The sequence below is a fragment of the Candidatus Symbiopectobacterium sp. NZEC151 genome, from assembly GCF_025962655.1.
Classification (GTDB): domain Bacteria; phylum Pseudomonadota; class Gammaproteobacteria; order Enterobacterales; family Enterobacteriaceae; genus Symbiopectobacterium.
In genome coordinates this window covers 355,365-372,468 of sequence record NZ_JAGFPE010000004.1, presented here as the reverse complement: position 1 = coordinate 372,468, position 17,104 = coordinate 355,365, and the positions used below count along the sequence as shown (strand labels likewise).

14 protein-coding genes are annotated in these 17,104 nt (G+C 54.0%); 5 read left to right on the top strand and 9 right to left on the bottom strand.

Annotated features, from left to right (window positions below; translation table 11 throughout):
* Position 1 precedes the first annotated feature (1 nt).
* The 4 genes from nuoC to J5067_RS14995 all read right to left on the bottom strand — a co-directional run bounded on the left by nuoC (position 2) and on the right by J5067_RS14995 (position 4,662).
* A complete protein-coding gene (gene nuoC, locus J5067_RS15010) occupies positions 2-1,801 on the bottom strand; it encodes an NADH-quinone oxidoreductase subunit C/D (protein ID WP_264643360.1) in 1,800 nt (599 codons plus the stop codon).
* A gap of 112 nt (positions 1,802-1,913) precedes the next feature.
* Positions 1,914-2,588 carry an NADH-quinone oxidoreductase subunit B family protein gene (locus tag J5067_RS15005; protein WP_222157560.1) on the bottom strand — a complete coding sequence of 225 codons (675 nt, stop codon included), beginning with the start codon at positions 2,586-2,588 and terminating at the stop codon, positions 1,914-1,916.
* Positions 2,589-2,605: 17 nt separating this feature from the next.
* Entirely contained in the window at positions 2,606-3,049 is a 444-nt protein-coding gene (locus J5067_RS15000) for an NADH-quinone oxidoreductase subunit A (RefSeq protein WP_222157561.1), read from the bottom strand.
* A 653-nt stretch (positions 3,050-3,702) separates the two neighbouring features.
* On the bottom strand, positions 3,703-4,662 hold the full coding sequence (locus tag J5067_RS14995; protein WP_264651451.1) for a LysR family transcriptional regulator: 960 nt from the start codon (positions 4,660-4,662) through the stop codon (positions 3,703-3,705).
* A gap of 490 nt (positions 4,663-5,152) precedes the next feature.
* Between J5067_RS14995 and J5067_RS14990 the strand changes: the two genes are divergently transcribed.
* A complete protein-coding gene (locus tag J5067_RS14990) occupies positions 5,153-6,367 on the top strand; it encodes a pyridoxal phosphate-dependent aminotransferase (protein ID WP_264643771.1) in 1,215 nt (404 codons plus the stop codon).
* Positions 6,368-6,491: 124 nt separating this feature from the next.
* The gene (gene yfbR / locus J5067_RS14985) at positions 6,492-7,091 is read left to right on the top strand and encodes a 5'-deoxynucleotidase (RefSeq protein WP_264643362.1); all 600 of its coding nucleotides are present in this window, start codon (positions 6,492-6,494) and stop codon (positions 7,089-7,091) included.
* 332 nt (positions 7,092-7,423) lie between these two features.
* On the opposite strand, the gene J5067_RS14980 is transcribed toward yfbR, so the two are convergent.
* The 4 genes from J5067_RS14980 to yfbV all read right to left on the bottom strand — a co-directional run bounded on the left by J5067_RS14980 (position 7,424) and on the right by yfbV (position 11,347).
* The gene (locus tag J5067_RS14980) at positions 7,424-9,259 is read right to left on the bottom strand and encodes an SLC13 family permease (protein ID WP_264643363.1); all 1,836 of its coding nucleotides are present in this window, start codon (positions 9,257-9,259) and stop codon (positions 7,424-7,426) included.
* Between the two features lie 290 nt (positions 9,260-9,549).
* The gene (locus J5067_RS14975; RefSeq protein WP_264651450.1) at positions 9,550-10,209 is read right to left on the bottom strand and encodes a sugar phosphatase; all 660 of its coding nucleotides are present in this window, start codon (positions 10,207-10,209) and stop codon (positions 9,550-9,552) included.
* A gap of 27 nt (positions 10,210-10,236) precedes the next feature.
* Positions 10,237-10,731, bottom strand: a complete 495-nt coding sequence (locus tag J5067_RS14970) for a YfbU family protein (protein WP_264643365.1) — start codon at positions 10,729-10,731, stop codon at positions 10,237-10,239.
* Between the two features lie 160 nt (positions 10,732-10,891).
* Positions 10,892-11,347 (bottom strand): terminus macrodomain insulation protein YfbV, encoded by a 456-nt coding sequence (gene yfbV, locus J5067_RS14965; RefSeq protein WP_264643366.1) that lies wholly within the window; start codon positions 11,345-11,347, stop codon positions 10,892-10,894.
* Between the two features lie 548 nt (positions 11,348-11,895).
* On the opposite strand from yfbV, the gene ackA reads away from it, so the two are divergent.
* Both ackA and pta read left to right on the top strand, forming a co-directional pair.
* Positions 11,896-13,098, top strand: a complete 1,203-nt coding sequence (gene ackA / locus J5067_RS14960; protein WP_264643367.1) for an acetate kinase — start codon at positions 11,896-11,898, stop codon at positions 13,096-13,098.
* A gap of 93 nt (positions 13,099-13,191) precedes the next feature.
* The gene (gene pta, locus J5067_RS14955; protein ID WP_264643368.1) at positions 13,192-15,330 is read left to right on the top strand and encodes a phosphate acetyltransferase; all 2,139 of its coding nucleotides are present in this window, start codon (positions 13,192-13,194) and stop codon (positions 15,328-15,330) included.
* Between the two features lie 95 nt (positions 15,331-15,425).
* Here the strand turns inward: pta and J5067_RS14950 are convergent, their stop codons facing one another.
* On the bottom strand, positions 15,426-16,064 hold the full coding sequence (locus tag J5067_RS14950) for a glutathione S-transferase family protein (protein WP_264628610.1): 639 nt from the start codon (positions 16,062-16,064) through the stop codon (positions 15,426-15,428).
* A 170-nt stretch (positions 16,065-16,234) separates the two neighbouring features.
* On the opposite strand from J5067_RS14950, the gene J5067_RS14945 reads away from it, so the two are divergent.
* Positions 16,235-17,059 carry a hypothetical protein gene (locus tag J5067_RS14945; protein ID WP_264651449.1) on the top strand — a complete coding sequence of 275 codons (825 nt, stop codon included), beginning with the start codon at positions 16,235-16,237 and terminating at the stop codon, positions 17,057-17,059.
* The last annotated feature ends 45 nt before the right edge of the window (positions 17,060-17,104 follow it).

Here is a 17,104-nt window from a genome sequence, read left to right as displayed (position 1 = left end):
ATTAGCGATCCACATCTGACATAACGAAATCAATACTCCCGAGGTACACGATCAGGTCAGACACCAGACAACCGCGAATCACGGAAGGGATCTGCTGCAAGTGTGCGTAGCTCGGGGTGCGAATACGGGTGCGGTAGCTCATGGTGCCGCCGTCGCTGGTCAGGTAATAACTGTTGATGCCTTTTGTCGCCTCGACCATCTGGAACGACTCGTTTTGCGGCATCACCGGACCCCAGGAAACCTGGAGGAAGTGGTTGATCAGCGTTTCGATGTGCTGCAACGTGCGCTCTTTCGGCGGCGGCGTGGTCAGCGGGTGATCGGCTTTGAACGGGCCTTCCGGCATGTTGTTCAGGCACTGCTCCAGAATCCGCAGGCTCTGACGCAGCTCTTCCACTTTCAGCATCACACGGGCATAGCAGTCACTGATGCCATCGCCGACCGGAACTTCAAAGTCAAAGTTTTCATAGCCGGAGTACGGACGCCATTTACGCACGTCAAACGCCACGCCGGTAGCGCGCAACCCCGCCCCGGTGACGCCCCACTCCAGCGCTTCCTTGGCGTTGTACGCCGCCACGCCTTGCGTACGTCCTTTGAGGATAGTGTTTTTCAGCGCCGCCGTTACATACGTATCCAGACGCTTGGGCATCCAGTCCAGGAACTCACGCAGCAGACGTTCCCAACCACGCGGCAGGTCGTGTGCTACGCCGCCGATACGGAACCAGGCCGGGTGCATACGGAAACCGGTGATGGCTTCCACCAAATCATAAATTTTCTGGCGATCGGTAAAGGCAAAAAAGACCGGCGTCATGGCACCGACGTCTTGAATAAAGGTACTGATGTAGAGCAGGTGGCTGTTTATTCTGAACAGCTCTGAGAGCATGACGCGGATAACGTTCACACGTTCCGGCACCACGATCCCTGCCAGTTTCTCGACGGCCAACACGTAGGGCATTTCATTGACGCAGCCGCCCAGGTATTCGATACGGTCGGTATACGGGATATAGCTGTGCCAGGACTGGCGCTCGCCCATCTTCTCCGCGCCGCGGTGGTGATAGCCAACATCAGGAATACAATCGACAACCTCTTCACCGTCCAGTTGCAGGATGATGCGGAACGCCCCGTGTGATGAGGGGTGGTTCGGTCCGAGGTTAAGGAACATGAAATCTTCGTTTTCCGTCCCGCGCTTCATGCCCCAGTCTTCAGGCTTGAAGGTCAGGGATTCCATCTCCAGATCTTCTTTCTGCTTGGTCAGCACAAAGGGATCGAATTCGGTGGCGCGCGCCGGGTAGTCTTTGCGCAGCGGGTGCCCTTCCCACGTCTGCGGCATCATGATGCGCGTCAGGTGCGGGTGCCCGTCAAACGTAATACCGAACATGTCCCACACTTCACGCTCATACCAGTTGGCGTTGGGGAACAGTTTCACCATGGTCGGCAGGCGCAGGTCATTTTCAGACAATGGCACCTTGATCATGATGTCGCGATTACGTTCAATAGAGATAAAGTGATAGAAGACGGAGTAGTCTGCGGCAGGCAAGCCGTCACGGTGAGTGCGCAGGCGCTCATCAACCCCGTGCAGATCGAACAGCATCACATAGGGTTTGGGCAGTTTTTTCAGGAACGTGACAACGTCCAGTAATTGCTCACGCTTTACCCATACAACCGGCATCCCGGTACGGGTTGCCTGCACGGTAAAGGCTTCGGGTCCAAAACGGTTACACAGCTCGCCAACGACGGGATCATCCCGGTGATCGCGGGTAGCCCAGGCCGGCTGCGCGAGGTCGTGCGTCGTTAAATCTGTCATAAATATGTCACCACGGTAATTTTGCCATTCTGTTAATGGTGCGGCTGCCGTTTATTATCTTGCTACTCTGTGAGAGTAGTATTACGCAGCCAATCTGCTTGCCATTAACAGATTAAATCTCGTCGGGCGAACGCAGGTTCGTCACCGCAATACGCTCTTCGCGTTTGCGTTCGCGCTCGGATTGCATGTTGGCGCGATACACGCCCTGCTCTCCCACCACCCATGACAGAGGGCGGCGCTCTTGACCAATAGACTCTTTGAGCAGCAACAGCGCTTGCATGTACGCTTCAGGACGCGGCGGGCAGCCCGGGATATACACATCCACCGGCAGGAATTTATCGACGCCCTGCACCACTGAGTAGATGTCGTACATGCCGCCGGAGTTGGCGCACGCCCCCATGGAAATCACCCATTTCGGCTCCAGCATCTGTTCATACAGGCGCTGAATCACCGGGGCCATTTTGGTGAAACAGGTTCCGGCCACTACCATGAAGTCAGCCTGACGCGGCGAAGCACGTAATACTTCAGAACCAAAGCGCGCCACGTCATGCACGGCGGTGAACGAGGTCACCATTTCCACATAGCAACAGGAAAGACCGAAGTTGTAGGGCCACAGTGAATTCTTGCGCCCCCAGTTGACCGTGTCATGTAAGGCATGCTCCAGGTTTCCCATGAAGACACTGCGGTGAACATGCTGTTCCAGAGGATCGGTAACGATCTCCTGGCGTTGCAGGGGATAACGGTCATTCTCACCGTCCGGCTCTATGCGGGTGAGCGTATAGTCCATCTTAAAGTGCCTCGCTGTTACTGCGGATGAGTGTTGGTAGTGTTAACCGGAAAGTCAGACTTGATAACCTGCCGTTTTGAACGCGTCGGCGTCCAGTCGAGCGCGCCGATTCGGACCAGGTAGACCAACCCCGCCAACAACACCAAAATGAAAATGGCAGCTTCGATGAAGCCCAGCCAGCCGCTTTCCCGAATGGAAACGGCCCAGGCATAGAGATACAGGGCTTCAACGTCGAAAATAACGAAAAACATGGCAACCAGATAGAACTTGGCGGACAGGCGCATGCGCGCAGAGCCAACCGAGTCAATCCCGGATTCATAGGGAACGTTCTTTGCCCTTGCCCTGGCTCTCCCGCCTAGCAGGAACCCGCCCAGCAGCATGAAACCGCACAGGCCGACGGCAATGATAACGAATAGCGCAAATGCCCAGTGATGGGCGAGGATTTCAGTCGTTGTTGACATACTCTTGCTTACTCATCAAAAGTGACGTTGAACACCTGCTCTACTGGCAGTTAATGCGTCACATCGATTAAAAGGAAGGATAATCACCCTGCAAACAGTGCGGAAAACATCTCCGTTAAGCGCTTTTGCAGTGGTTGCGTCCTTTATTTTGTAACCTTTTTTCAACCTTACTAAAAATAACAGTACAGAACTTAACATGCACGCTGTTTTGTTAACATTTCACTTTTCACACTTTAGCTAAATCGAGTCAGTCTGGCTCTGGCGGGTGCAATTGTTAACAACCTGCTAGCTAAAGGATAGGTGATAATGCACAAGCACTATACCATTTTCGTGCGGAAAACCCGGTCCCCCTTAGCGTTAATAGGGTTATTTTTTGATCCAACACACATTTTTGTCAATTTAGTTAGTAAAAAAACCCAATTGTCAGCGGCAATGTTAACAGCTGAAAGTTTGCAACATTCATTTGAAAAATAAGAAACAGCTTTTCATAAAATACAAAACCTTAGAAAGCGCGAGGAGTAACGATAAGAGGAACGCGAGTGAATGGGAATAATCACGAAGTGGGATAATCATAAGGGAGTAAAAAACGGGCATAGCCATGACGGCGTCCTGCTACTACGCCATACCCGTATGAACGCGTGCCACGTTCTGAATTACATAAACAGGGCGTTTTTCAGCGCCGCATCCCCCTCGCTTGCGCTGCTATCATCGCTGGCTGAGGCTCCAGAGAGCAGCGTACCGCGATAGTAGTGGCCGGACTCTACCACATTGAAAATGGCATCGGCCAAGGTGTTGCTTTCTTGCAGGCGTTTGCACAAAAAATATTGCGTATCGGGAAGTACCGGCAATCCATCTGCCGTACCCAATACTCTCAATTCCGGGTTCATCATCTCAACAGTTCGCACCGTCACCCCTAACCCGGCCTTCACCGCAGCACGCACGGCCGGAAGCGTTGACGCGACATAGGCAATACGCCAGGGGATCCCCGCCTCATTGAGCAAGGTGATCGCCAATGCGCGGAAATTGCTGGGTTCATCCAGCAACACCAGCGACACGGGTTCGTCCTGGCGAAAGCGATAATCCGCCGCGCAATACCACATGGTCGGCGAGGTGCGCAGCAAAATTTGCTCAGCGCTATCGCTCGACATGGTAGTGATGGCCAAATCAATCGCTTTTTTTTCCAGCATACTGTGCAGTTCTGGACTAGGCTTTACGCTAACGTCAATGGTCAGTTTGGGAAACAGCGTGGTCACGCGATGCAGAAGCGTAGGCAAAATGTTATCTGCCGTATCTTCACATGCGCCGATCGCCAGTGTGCCGAGCATGTCGCTGTACATCAGCGAGGTGCAGGCTTCATCGTTAAATTGCAGGATCTTGCGGGCATAACCCAGAAACTGCACGCCGTGTTCTGTCAGCAATTTGTTACGACCGTGGCGGGCAAACAGCTCTTTCCCTACCAGTTGTTCCAGTCGTTGCATCTGTTGGCTCACCGCAGATTGCGTGCGGCAAACCGCCACGGCGGCGGCGGCGAAAGTGTTCAAATCCGCTACCGCTACAAACGTTCTGAGTAGATCGAGATCAAGATTGAGTACCGATCGATTTGCATTGGCCATACGATTTTCACTTATCTATTTTAGTATTTAACAAACATTCCTGGTGTTTTATTACATGTATCGCTAATAACAATACATGTTGAGACAGTATCGCAGTCGTTCGATTAGGGCAAAAAAATACTCACGTTTCGTTACCATTATCGCCTTTTCACCCAGCAGCTAACGCCCCCACCAAATAGTGTCGGGATCATTCTCCCCTCGGAAAAAAAACAACCGCTCCGCCTTTATACTGGAAATTATATTTTCACGCTCCGAATAAATAGCCTGACGAAAAGAAAGGCGCACAGGATGCTTTATCTCCCTTTTTTCAAAAAGGGATTAGCGCAATGCGAAGGGGATATAAATGCACAATAACAGTGCAGCCGCCCGCAGCATTGCACTAAAATCGACGATCATTCTTCAAAAGGGGTAAACACAGGAGTACATTAGGCAGGTTATGCTATTTCATCGCGAAATACGCTTTTCCTGAAAAAGGTTCGCTCTATCTATGATGTCTCCCATTGAGAAGTCTAAAAAGCTGGATAATGTTTGCTATGACATTCGCGGCCCGGTGCTAAAAGAAGCCAAGCGTCTCGAAGAGGAAGGAAATAAAGTACTCAAACTGAACATCGGCAATCCTGCGCCATTTGGTTTTGATGCACCGGATGAAATTCTGGTCGATGTCATTCGTAATTTACCTACCGCGCAGGGTTATTGCGATTCTAAAGGACTTTATTCCGCGCGTAAGGCCATTGTGCAGCATTATCAGGCGCGCGGAATGCGTGAAATGACGCTGGAAGATGTCTATATCGGCAACGGCGTCTCCGAGCTGATCGTGCAATCTATGCAAGCTTTGCTTAACACCGGCGACGAGATGCTGGTTCCTGCACCGGATTATCCGCTGTGGACCGCCGCAGTCTCGCTATCCAGCGGGCATGCGGTGCACTATCTGTGTGATGAAGAAGCCGGATGGTTCCCCGATCTGGACGACATTCGCAGCAAGATCACGCCCCGCACGCGCGGCATCGTGATCATCAACCCCAACAACCCTACTGGTGCCGTCTATAGCAAAGAACTGCTGATGGAGATCGTGGAAATTGCACGCCAGCACAGCCTGATTATTTTTGCTGACGAGATCTACGACAAAATCCTGTACGACGAGGCGCAGCACCACTCCATCGCCGCGCTGGCACCGGATCTGCTGACGGTGACCTTTAACGGTTTATCTAAAACCTACCGTGTGGCCGGATTTCGTCAGGGCTGGATGGCACTTAACGGTCCGAAAAAGCACGCCAAAGGCTATATCGAAGGCTTGGAAATGCTGGCGTCAATGCGTCTGTGTGCCAACGTGCCGATGCAACACGCTATTCAGACCGCACTGGGCGGGTATCAGAGCATCAGCGAGTTCATCCACCCCGGTGGACGCTTGTATGAGCAGCGTCTGCGCGCTTGGGAACTGATCAACCAGATCCCCGGTGTCTCCTGTGTCAAACCGCAGGGGGCGCTCTACATGTTCCCGCGTATCGACGCCAAGCGTTTCAATATCCACGACGACCAAAAAATGGTGTTGGATCTGCTGCTGCAAGAAAAAGTGCTGTTGGTGCAAGGCACCGCGTTTAACTGGCCGCATCCGGATCACGTGCGTATCGTCACGCTGCCGCGCGTAGATGAACTGGATTCCGCCATCCACAAGCTGGGCCGTTTCCTGTCGCACTACCATCAGTAACCCCTTGCTTGCATCACGCCAGCGCGTCATGTTTCACGACGCGCTGGCGGCTTTCCCCCGGTTTACATCCTTCCCGAGAGCGGCCACAATAACCCACTATGGTGCTGCCGTCTGAGAGAACACGATGAATCAGAGTCACTTTTTCGCCCACTTATCCCGCTTGAAACTGATTAGCCGCTGGCCGCTGATGCGCAACGTGCGCACCGAAAATGTATCTGAGCACAGCCTTCAGGTGGCGTTTGTTGCTCACGCGCTGGCGGTGATTAAAAACCGAAAATTCAACGGCAACCTGAATGCAGAACGCATTGGGATGCTGGCGATGTATCATGATGCCAGCGAGGTGTTGACCGGGGACATGCCGACCCCTATCAAATATTTCAATGCGCAGATCGCCCATGAGTATAAGAAGATTGAAAAACTGGCGCAGCGCAGCCTGATTGCCATGTTGCCGCCCGAATTACAGCAGGATTATCGCCAACTGATTGACGACAGTTGCTGTAGCGAAGAAGAGCACGCCATCGTCAAACAGGCGGATGCCCTGTGCGCCTACCTGAAATGTCTTGAAGAGCTTTCAGCCGGTAACAGCGAGTTCGCCCTTGCCAAAACCCGACTGGAAAAGACGCTGCAACAGCGCCAAAGTCCGGAGATGGACTACTTTATGGAAATATTTATTCCGAGTTTTAGCCTGTCGCTGGATGAGATTAGTCAGGGTTCCACCCTGTAAGTTATTATCAGCGTGCAACGCTGGCGTTGATATCGGTATTTCTGTTCGTGCTGTTAAGGTTTCGTGCGCGAAAGCTCGCGTGATTCTCTGTACACCAAGGTGCACGCGCCCGACATGGGGCGGCTCAATCGCCGTCGCCCCATGGCCCCTGGCTTTTCGCAAGAAATTGTGCCGCTACGCGGTTCCCTCGGCACCCGTGTCCGCTATTCGGGCCATCAGCGACGCGCTCCCGGCGCGGCGCTGCCTTTCGCCGCATCCATGCGGCTCACCCGGCGGCCCCGCCCACCTCGGCACAATTTTTTATGCGAATCAAAAAAACCTAAAACCCATAATTAAAAACCATAGAGCCACGGCACCATAATGACACTGACAACCATTACCAGCACGGTGAATGGCACACCCACTTTCACGAAATCGCCAAAACGGTAGCCGCCCGGACCGAGCACCAGCGTATTCACCGGCGACGAAACCGGTGTCATGAAGGCCGCAGAGGCGGCAATAGCCACAATCATGGCGAAGGGATACGGCGACACCCCCATCTGCTTGGCGGCGGCAATGGCTATCGGTGCCATCAGCACAGCGGTGGCGGTGTTGGAAATAAACAACCCAATAGTTGCACACAAGACAAACAAGCACACCAGCATCACCTGCGGCCCTGCCCCGCCCGCGATGTCCATCAGGCCATTCACAATCAGCGTCACACCACCGGTCTGCTGGAGTGCCAGCGCAAACGGCATCATCCCGACGATCAAAATCAGGCTCGGCCAGTGGATTGCGCGGTAAGCACTCTCCATGTCGATGCAGCGAAATTTGCCCATCAGCAAGCAGGCAATCAACGCGGCAATCGCATTGGGGATCTCGTCGGTCAGCATCATGGCGACCATCAGCGCCAGACAGAACAGTGCGTGCGGAGCCTGGCTCACCGCGGGCGCAACGTCATCCACTTCGGCGGGCAAGTTCAACACCAGCATTACATGCTTTTGCGATTGCAGTTGGCGGATCATGCGCCAGTCGCCAATCACCAGCAGGATATCGCCCAGTTGCAGCGGTTCGTCTGCCAGCAACCCATCCATCGCCTCACCATTGCGGCGGATACCGACCACGGAAAGCCCGTAACGACTACGGAAACCTACGTCATAAAGCGTCTTGCCAATCAGTTCGGAATCAGGAATCAGCGACACTTCCGCCATGCCTACATCGCGCGCCTGTTCGGAAAAGTATTCACCGCGCAGCACCATCGGTTCCAATCGCTGCGAGGTACAAAACTCACGCAAATCGATCTCAGAGGCTGACATATCAATCAGCAATACATCGTTTAAACGCAGTTCGGTGTTGCCCGCCACGCTGACCATCACGCGACGGAACTTACGCCAGCGCTCAATCCCCACCACGTTGGCACCGTAGCGTTGGCGCAGCCGCAAATCGTCAAGGCGGTGGCCGATAAAAGGAGAACCGGGCAGTATCGCCAAACGACGCGCCCTGCCCGTCAGTTTATAATCGCGGATCAAGTCGCGGAACGTCTTGCGCTTCCAGCCCTCTTTGTTCGCTGCTTGCGGGTCGATACCGCTCAACCAGAATCGAGCCACCAGCATGTAAGCGATGCCCAGCAGCAGCACCACCATGCCAATCGGCGTGACGCTGAAAAAGCCGAAACCGTGGTTACCATCACGCATCAGCTCACTGCTTACCACCATGTTGGGCGGCGTTGCCACCAGCGTCATCATCCCGCTGATCAGACCGGCAAAACTGAGCGGCATCATCAGTCGCCCCGGCGAGGTTTTCATTTTGGCCGAAACGCTCAACACCACTGGAATAAAGATCGCCACCACCCCGGTGGAACTCATGAACGCGCCCAGCGCCGCCACGGTCAACATCAGCAGCACCAGCATTTTGATCTCGCTGCTGCCCGCGACGCGAATCAGCCACTCCCCGACCTGATAAGCCACACCGGTTCTGACCAGCCCTTCGCCAATCACGAACAGCGCGGCAATAAGAATCACGTTGGGGTCGCTGAAGCCAACTAACGCATCCGACAGCGTTAAGGTACCGCTCAACACAAAGGCGATGATAACCAGCAGCGCCACCACATCCATGCGTAGCTTATTGGTGCTAAACAATAAGATAGCGATCAACAGCAGGGATAACACCCAGAGCAGTTCGCGGTTCAAAAGATCCTCCCGAAAAAAACGCGTAAGCCAGCGGCAACACGGTCACTCACAACCGTCAGACGGTAACAGCCTAAAAAAGCACGCTTAACCCAAGTCTGTTCTGGTAGTCTGCCATAAAAAAACCCCGCCAAGGCGAGGTTTTGATCATATTTAGTTACGCTTTTATACCCTAAATAATTCGAGTTGCAGGAAGGCGGCAAGGGAGCGAATCCCGATGAGCTTACATAAGTAAGTGATTCGGGTGAGCGAGTGCCGCCAACGCACATGCAACTTGAAGTATGACGGGTATATCAATCGGTTAGCTTATGCACTCGTACCCCGTTCAACGTGGGTGTCAGGGTCAGTTGCGTCAGCGATGTCAGAACCATATCAACATCCTCTAACGCCAGGGTATCCGCCGGTGCGTTAACGGCAATCACCTGACAGCCTGCCGCTAACCCGGATTCCAACCCGGCAGGCGCATCTTCTACCACCACGCATTCATGCGGTTCCAGGCCCAGGCTTGAGGCACCCAGCAGGTAAGCATCCGGCTGCGGCTTACCGCGAGCCACCTGCTCGGCGGTGATAAACACCTGCGGCTGCGGCAATTGCCCGGCGCGATGGCGCGCATGGGCGATAGGCACGGTGCCTGAGGTCACGATTGCCCAGGGAATGCCAAGCGCGTCAAGACGTTCAAGGAGTTGGCTTGCGCCCGGCATCGCCTGCACGCCCTGCGTGTCCGACGCTTCGGTGCGCTCCAGTTCATCAAACTCACGCTGGATCTCCGCTTCGCTTTTACCCTGTAAAAAGTGGCGCAGCGAGGTGATCGCCTGTTTGCCATGGATAAAATCGAGCACCTCCTGGGGTTCAATCTCATGGGCAACCGCCCAATTAACCCAGGCACGCTCCACGGCCGGTAACGAATCCACCAGCGTACCATCCAAATCAAACAGAAAACCTTTACACTCCACAACCACCTCTTTGTTTATTTCACCGGTTCAGGCATTGATAATTTGCGCAATCTCTACGGCGCTCAAATGATACTGGCGCGGACAAGACATCCACACCGCCAGCATACGGTTATATTTTTCCCACATTTTGGTCTGTGCGTTGAAACCGTGGGTACCGGAATCGAAATGCGGGTAGCGCCCTTCCACATGCACCATAAAACGCACAAAGCCGAGGTAGCGCGCTTCGGTCGCGGCATCAAAGCCCAAAAAGGTCAGGCGGCGCTGATCCAGATCTTTGCGATCTTTCAGGTTATCCCAGGAAACCTGCAAGGCATGGTGCATTTCCATGATATTGATGATGGTGCGGCACACTTCTTCACTGAGTTCGCCAAATTCCCGATCCAACTCACGCATTTGCAGCCCATAGCCGCGCTCGACGATGGTTTGCAGCCGACGATAGCGTTCTGCATTGTCCGGATCCATCATCGTCATCATTTTGTATTGATTCGAAAGGATCAATCTCTGGGCATTGGTCATTTCCATCGTGCTCTCCTGAACCTCTATAGTACCGGCCTGACGCCGCTGACTCGTTTAACCTGATACCAGAATCGCATACCCCAAAGTGGGAAGATAGCGCTAGCCTCCGGTTTTTTGATTTAAAACAGAGGGGAAGGACAAAATAATGCTATCTATATGCAGAGGGTCACAGATCGTCTAAAAAGGTTTTATCCAGCTGTTTAAAAGCACGTTTCAGCACGTCGGCCAGCATCTGATAGGTAGGTTTACCTTCAATCGGCGCCAGCGCCAGCCCAGCCTGTTGCAGTTTAAGGCGGAGATCGTGAAACCATTCGGAGAGCGTTGGCGGTAACGGTGATACCGAGCGGCGACCCAGCCACCACAGCCCCTGTAACGGCAGACTACAGGCAAACAACGCGGTAGCAACCGCCGGCCCCAGTTGGCCGCCCAGCGCAATCTGCCAGGTTAAGGTGAACACGGCCAGCGGCGGCATAAAGCGAATACCGAACTGCGTCGCGCGCACCACGCGGTTTTCAGGGAAAACAGGCGCCAGACGTTTATCCAGCGGCCAGGTTTTCATATAATGCTGCCCGTAATGGAGTACACGCCATCCCCCGCGTTTATCAGTAGGTTGAGATTTCATGGCGACTCCTTTGTTACCGTTTCAGTTATTACCATTTTCAATTGCATCATCAAAATAACAGATAAAAAATAAAATCCTAAAACAAGCCAGCAACTCTATTTGATAAACTTAAAATATATTTTGTGTTTGCCTGACGCTATCGGTATCCTACCTCGGCGTAGGCCGCCATCTATACTAAAGTAGTCATGTCACTGAGCCAATGTGGTCATGCTGCATGCCAGAATAACGATCCATTCACCATCGTGCTTGATGATGAATGCCGTTTTCAACTGTATTAACTACAGCATAGGCAAAAAACAGGGGGCCATTGGTGCGGGCGCGACATTTATCGCCTTATTTTTCGCCACATGCTTTTCAGGGCCGATATGTCATCTTCGCACGCCGTGCATCCAGTATGCTATGCGGATAGGCCATATCGGCGCTTTTTCATGGTCATGTCAGGGAAATCACACCGTGCCATGACGTTAGTCATAAATGTCAGCGGCTGTTTAGGCTACGCTACGCGCTGTTTGACATTTGTTCACCATGTATAACAAGTAGGTACTTCCATGTCGAGTAAGTTAGTACTGGTTCTTAACTGCGGTAGTTCATCCCTGAAGTTCGCTATCATCGATGCTGTTAACGGGGAAGAGTACCTGTCAGGTCTGGCCGAGTGTTTCCACCTTCCTGAAGCCCGTCTCAAATGGAAAATGGATGGTGCCAAGCAGGAAGCTGCGCTGGGCGCAGGCGCTGCACACAGCGAAGCGTTGAACTTCATCGTTAACACCATTCTGGCACAGAAACCTGAACTCTCCGCGCAACTGGTTGCTATCGGTCACCGTATCGTACACGGCGGCGAGAAGTTCACCCAGTCTGCCGTGATCAACGACGACGTGCTGCAAGGCATCAAAGATTCCGTGCCGTTCGCACCGTTGCACAACCCGGCTCACCTGATTGGTATCGACGAAGCGCTGAAATCATTCCCGGCGCTGGCAGACAAAAACGTTGCCGTATTCGACACTGCATTCCACCAGACCATGCCGGAAGAATCCTACCTGTATGCGCTGCCGTACAAACTGTACTCCGAGCATCACGTTCGCCGCTATGGCGCACACGGCACCAGCCATTTCTATGTGACCCAACAGGCCGCAGAAGCGCTGAACAAGCCGGTTGACGAAGTTAACCTGATCACTTGCCACCTGGGCAACGGCGGTTCCGTAACCGCAGTGCGTAACGGTAAGTGTGTTGATACCTCCATGGGTCTGACCCCGCTGGAAGGTTTGGTCATGGGTACCCGCAGCGGTGACATCGACCCGGCCATCATCTTCCACCTGCACGATTCCCTGGGCATGAGCGTTGAAGCTATCAACAAGCTGCTGACCAAAGAATCTGGCCTGCTGGGCCTGACTGAAGTCACCAGCGACTGCCGCTATGTTGAAGACAACTACACCACCAAGGCGGATGCCAAACGTGCCATGGACGTGTATTGCCACCGTCTGGCCAAATACATCGGTGCCTACAGTGCGCTGATGGAAGGCCGTCTGGATGCCGTTATCTTCACCGGCGGTATCGGTGAAAACGCGGCCATGGTGCGTGAACTGACGCTGAACAAGCTGGGCCTGCTGGGCTTTGAAGTCGACCACGAACGCAACCTGGCTGCCCGCTTCGGCAACGGCGGCAACATCAGCAAAGAGGGCTGCCGCCCTGCGCTGGTGATCCCGACCAACGAAGAGTTGGTTATCGCGCAAGACGCCCTGCGTCTCACCGCGTAAGACAAGTAATCCCACACCGTCAGCCAAGGCTGACGGTGTCGTTTCTGACCAAGCTGTTTTTGACTCAGCGAGCAACCGTAAAGAGGTTTAGCCGTGTCCCGTACAATCATGTTGATCCCCACTGGCACCAGCGTTGGTCTGACAAGCGTCAGCCTGGGTGTCATTCGTTCCATGGAACAAAAAGGCGTGCGCCTGAGCGTGTTCAAACCGATCGCGCAGCCGCGTTCAGGCGATAATACGCCGGACCAGACCACCACCATCATCCGCGCCAACTCAGCCATCACTGCGGCTGAACCGCTGAAAATGAGCCACGTTGAAGCGCTGCTCAGCACCAACCAGCAAGACGTGCTGATGGAAGAGATCATCGCCAACTACCACGAAAACACCAAAGATGCAGAAGTGGTGCTGGTAGAAGGTCTGGTGCCGACGCGCAAACATCAGTTTGCCAACGCGCTGAACTATGAAATCGCCAAAACCCTGAACGCCGAAATCGTGTTCGTTATCGCACTGGGCAACGACTCTCCGGACCAGTTGAAAGAGCGTATTGAACTGGCACGCAGCAGCTTTGGCGGCAGCAAGAACAAAAACATCACCGGCGTTATCATCAATAAACTGAATGCCCCGGTGGATGAGCAAGGTCGTACCCGTCCTGATTTGTCTGAAATCTTTGACGATTCCAGCAAAGCAGACGTGCCGAACGTCGATCCGAAACAGCTGTTTGCCAACAGCCCGTTGCCCGTGCTGGGCTGCGTGCCGTGGAGCTTCGATCTGATCGCCACCCGCGCTATCGACATGGCAAAACACCTGAATGCCCGCATCATCAACGAAGGCGAAATTCAGACCCGTCGCGTGAAAACCGTAACCTTCTGTGCGCGTAGCATTCCGCACATGCTGGAACATTTCCGTCCGGGCTCCCTGCTGGTGACCTCTGCGGATCGTCCTGACGTGCTGGTGTCCGCGTGCCTGGCCGCCATGAACGGCGTAGAAATCGGTGCCGTGCTGCTGACCGGCGGTTATGAAATCGATGCCAGCATCGCCAAACTGTGCGAACGCGCCTTCCAGACTGGCCTGCCGGTATTTATGGTAGACACCAACACCTGGCAGACCTCGCTCAGCCTGCAAAGCTTCAGCCTGGAAGTCCCGGCTGACGACAGCGAACGCGTTGAGAAAGTCCAAGACTACGTGGCCCGTCACATCGACAGCCAGTGGATCGAATCCCTGAGCGCCGCGTCTGAGCGTTCTCGTCGTCTGTCTCCGCCGGCATTCCGCTATCAGTTGACCGAACTGGCACGCCAGGCGGGCAAACGCGTTGTGCTGCCGGAAGGCGACGAACCGCGTACCGTGAAAGCCGCTTCTATCTGTGCCGAACGTGGTATTGCACACTGCGTGCTGCTGGGTAATCCGGAAGAGATCCAACGCGTTGCTGCTGCACAGGGTGTAGAACTGGGCAAAGGCATTGAGATTGTCGATCCGGAAGCGGTTCGCGAACGCTATGTTCCGCGTCTGGTTGAGCTGCGTAAGAGCAAAGGCATGACCGAAGTGGTTGCGCGTGAGCAACTGGAAGACAACGTGGTGCTGGGCACCCTGATGTTGGAACAAGGCGAAGTTGACGGTCTGGTTTCCGGTGCCGTTCACACTACCGCTAACACCATCCGTCCGCCGTTGCAGCTGATCAAAACCTCTCCGGGCAGTTCACTGGTCTCTTCCGTGTTCTTTATGCTGCTGCCGGAACAAGTGTTTGTCTACGGTGACTGCGCCATCAACCCGGATCCGACCGCAGAACAGTTGGCCGAAATCGCGATTCAGTCCGCCGATTCCGCCGCCGCGTTTGGTATCGATCCGCGCGTTGCCATGATCTCCTACTCCACCGGTAACTCCGGCGCGGGCAGCGACGTGGAAAAAGTGCGTGAAGCCACCCGTCTGGCACAGGAAAAACGCCCGGACCTGGTCATCGATGGTCCGTTGCAATACGACGCCGCAGTAATGGCCGACGTTGCAAAATCCAAAGCGCCGAATTCACCGGTTGCTGGTCAAGCTACCGTGTTCATCTTCCCGGATCTGAACACCGGTAACACCACGTACAAAGCGGTACAGCGTTCTGCTGACCTGATCTCCATCGGGCCGATGCTGCAAGGCATGCGCAAACCGGTGAACGATCTGTCCCGTGGCGCACTGGTAGACGATATCGTTTACACCGTGGCCCTGACCGCCATTCAGGCTACCCAGCAGTAATCTCGGGTAACCCACGGCGAGTGGCAGACTGCCACTTCAGCACCCATCCCCTCGCAACGCAGGTTGCGGGGGGATTTTTTTTACATCAATCCCGCTCACGCGCGCAGTTCGTCATAGGACACCATCACGTGCTCTTGAAAGGCCGGGCGTTGTATCAACCTTGCATAGTAAGCGTGTAGATTCGGTAAAGGCTTACGATTGATCTCAATATCGTAGTAACGATACAGCACATGACCAAACTGAATATCCGCCAGTGAAAACGCCTCCCCGGCTAAAAAAGGGTGTTTGGCAAGCTGTTGCTCGGCGATGTCGAGCTTTTGCTCAAAAGCAGTAACGGCAGTATCGATCGCACGAAGGTCACGCTCAGCCTCTGGTGTACGCACCACACGCCAAAACACAGGCGCAGTAAATCCAAGCGCAATATTCAATTTTGCCCATTCAGCCCAGCGATCCACTTCCGTTCTTGCTAACAAGTCCTCGGGCCAGAAACCGCCCGTTGCGTAGCGGTTCGCTAAATATCGCAGGATAGCCCCCGTTTCCCACAGCGCTGGGTTATCCCCATCCTGAAGTACAGGAACGGTGCGATTAGGGTTGAGTGCGTAAAATGCCGCTGTATCTGTCCCCCCATAGCGGTGCCCTACATCATGTCTGACAACGTGCAGGTCGAGCTCCCCAACGCACCACATTAACGCCTGTACATTGGATGAGGTTTTCCTTCCCCAGATAACCAGCATAATCTTTCCTTTTGTTTGACCGATATATTCAGTGTAACCCGATGATTATTGGCCTGTCTGTTTTTCATGGCAACGTCTATTGACAGCGTACACGTAGACAAATAATCTCGAAACAAACACAAAAACAACGCATTAGCGCTTCGCTATTCACTTCGTAAGGAATACACAGCATGAATCTGGTTCACTATCTCGGCAAGCAGACGCTGGGGGTTTTAGCCTGCTACCAGCAGGGCAAGGTGGTGATGCACATTTGCGGCGTCTACCCACGCGCCAACAATGCCCTGCGGGTTTTCTTCCCCAAAGGCCACGCGCTGGCCGTCGGCGATTTCGCCACGCTGCATCTTGATAATCGCACCGGCGTGGATCAGTTTGATGCCAACATTTCCGTTTACCGTGCCTCTTACAAAGGGCGCGTGGCGGAGGTGGATGAAGATTGGGTACTGCTGGAGCCACGTGAGTGCCAGGTGATGTATGGGTTAAGCTGCGTGCTGGACATTCGCGCGCCGGACTATCACTATCCTCAGGATACGCGCGAAGAACGTCCGGTACCGCTTACGCCACTGAATGCGCTGCCAGAGACGGAACACCATGATTTTACCAACAAGGTAGGCGTGCTGGTCACCATGGCAGAAGAACAGCCCCACACCACGGTTCTGGCGTTTCTCTCTTCGGTGGATAATGATGTGTTTCTTATCACCTTCCCTGAAACGTTCAAATCCCGGCAGCTCAAGCGCAATCCGCACTGTTTCTTTGCGATGGATGAGCGCTCACACTACACCTTTGAACGCGCCATTGAGTGGAACTACACCTTGATTGAGGGCGATGCCCATCTGATCCCGTCACACAATCCGCTGTTCGAGCAGGTGCGCGAGGCGTTTATTCACAAAAATCCGTGGGAGATGGCCTTCTTCCTGCGTGAGGATCTGGAGATGTATCACATCAAGAGCCGTCAACTGGTGTGTCCCGGCTCGCGACAGGCTGTCGCTAGTGCATAATCGTGCGCGCTGCGGGCCACCACTGGCAGCCCGCAGCACAAGAGC

Coding starts and splice junctions, on each gene's coding strand:
- J5067_RS14970 (WP_264643365.1), bottom strand. CDS start 10,731: ATGGAAATGACCAATGCCCAGAGATTGATCCTTTCGAATCAATACAAA.
- nuoC (WP_264643360.1), bottom strand. CDS start 1,801: ATGACAGATTTAACGACGCACGACCTCGCGCAGCCGGCCTGGGCTACC.
- yfbV (WP_264643366.1), bottom strand. CDS start 11,347: ATGAAATCTCAACCTACTGATAAACGCGGGGGATGGCGTGTACTCCAT.
- J5067_RS14995 (WP_264651451.1), bottom strand. CDS start 4,662: ATGGCCAATGCAAATCGATCGGTACTCAATCTTGATCTCGATCTACTC.
- J5067_RS14990 (WP_264643771.1), top strand. CDS start 5,153: ATGTCTCCCATTGAGAAGTCTAAAAAGCTGGATAATGTTTGCTATGAC.
- ackA (WP_264643367.1), top strand. CDS start 11,896: ATGTCGAGTAAGTTAGTACTGGTTCTTAACTGCGGTAGTTCATCCCTG.
- J5067_RS14950 (WP_264628610.1), bottom strand. CDS start 16,064: ATGCTGGTTATCTGGGGAAGGAAAACCTCATCCAATGTACAGGCGTTA.
- yfbR (WP_264643362.1), top strand. CDS start 6,492: ATGAATCAGAGTCACTTTTTCGCCCACTTATCCCGCTTGAAACTGATT.
- J5067_RS15005 (WP_222157560.1), bottom strand. CDS start 2,588: ATGGACTATACGCTCACCCGCATAGAGCCGGACGGTGAGAATGACCGT.
- J5067_RS15000 (WP_222157561.1), bottom strand. CDS start 3,049: ATGTCAACAACGACTGAAATCCTCGCCCATCACTGGGCATTTGCGCTA.
- J5067_RS14945 (WP_264651449.1), top strand. CDS start 16,235: ATGAATCTGGTTCACTATCTCGGCAAGCAGACGCTGGGGGTTTTAGCC.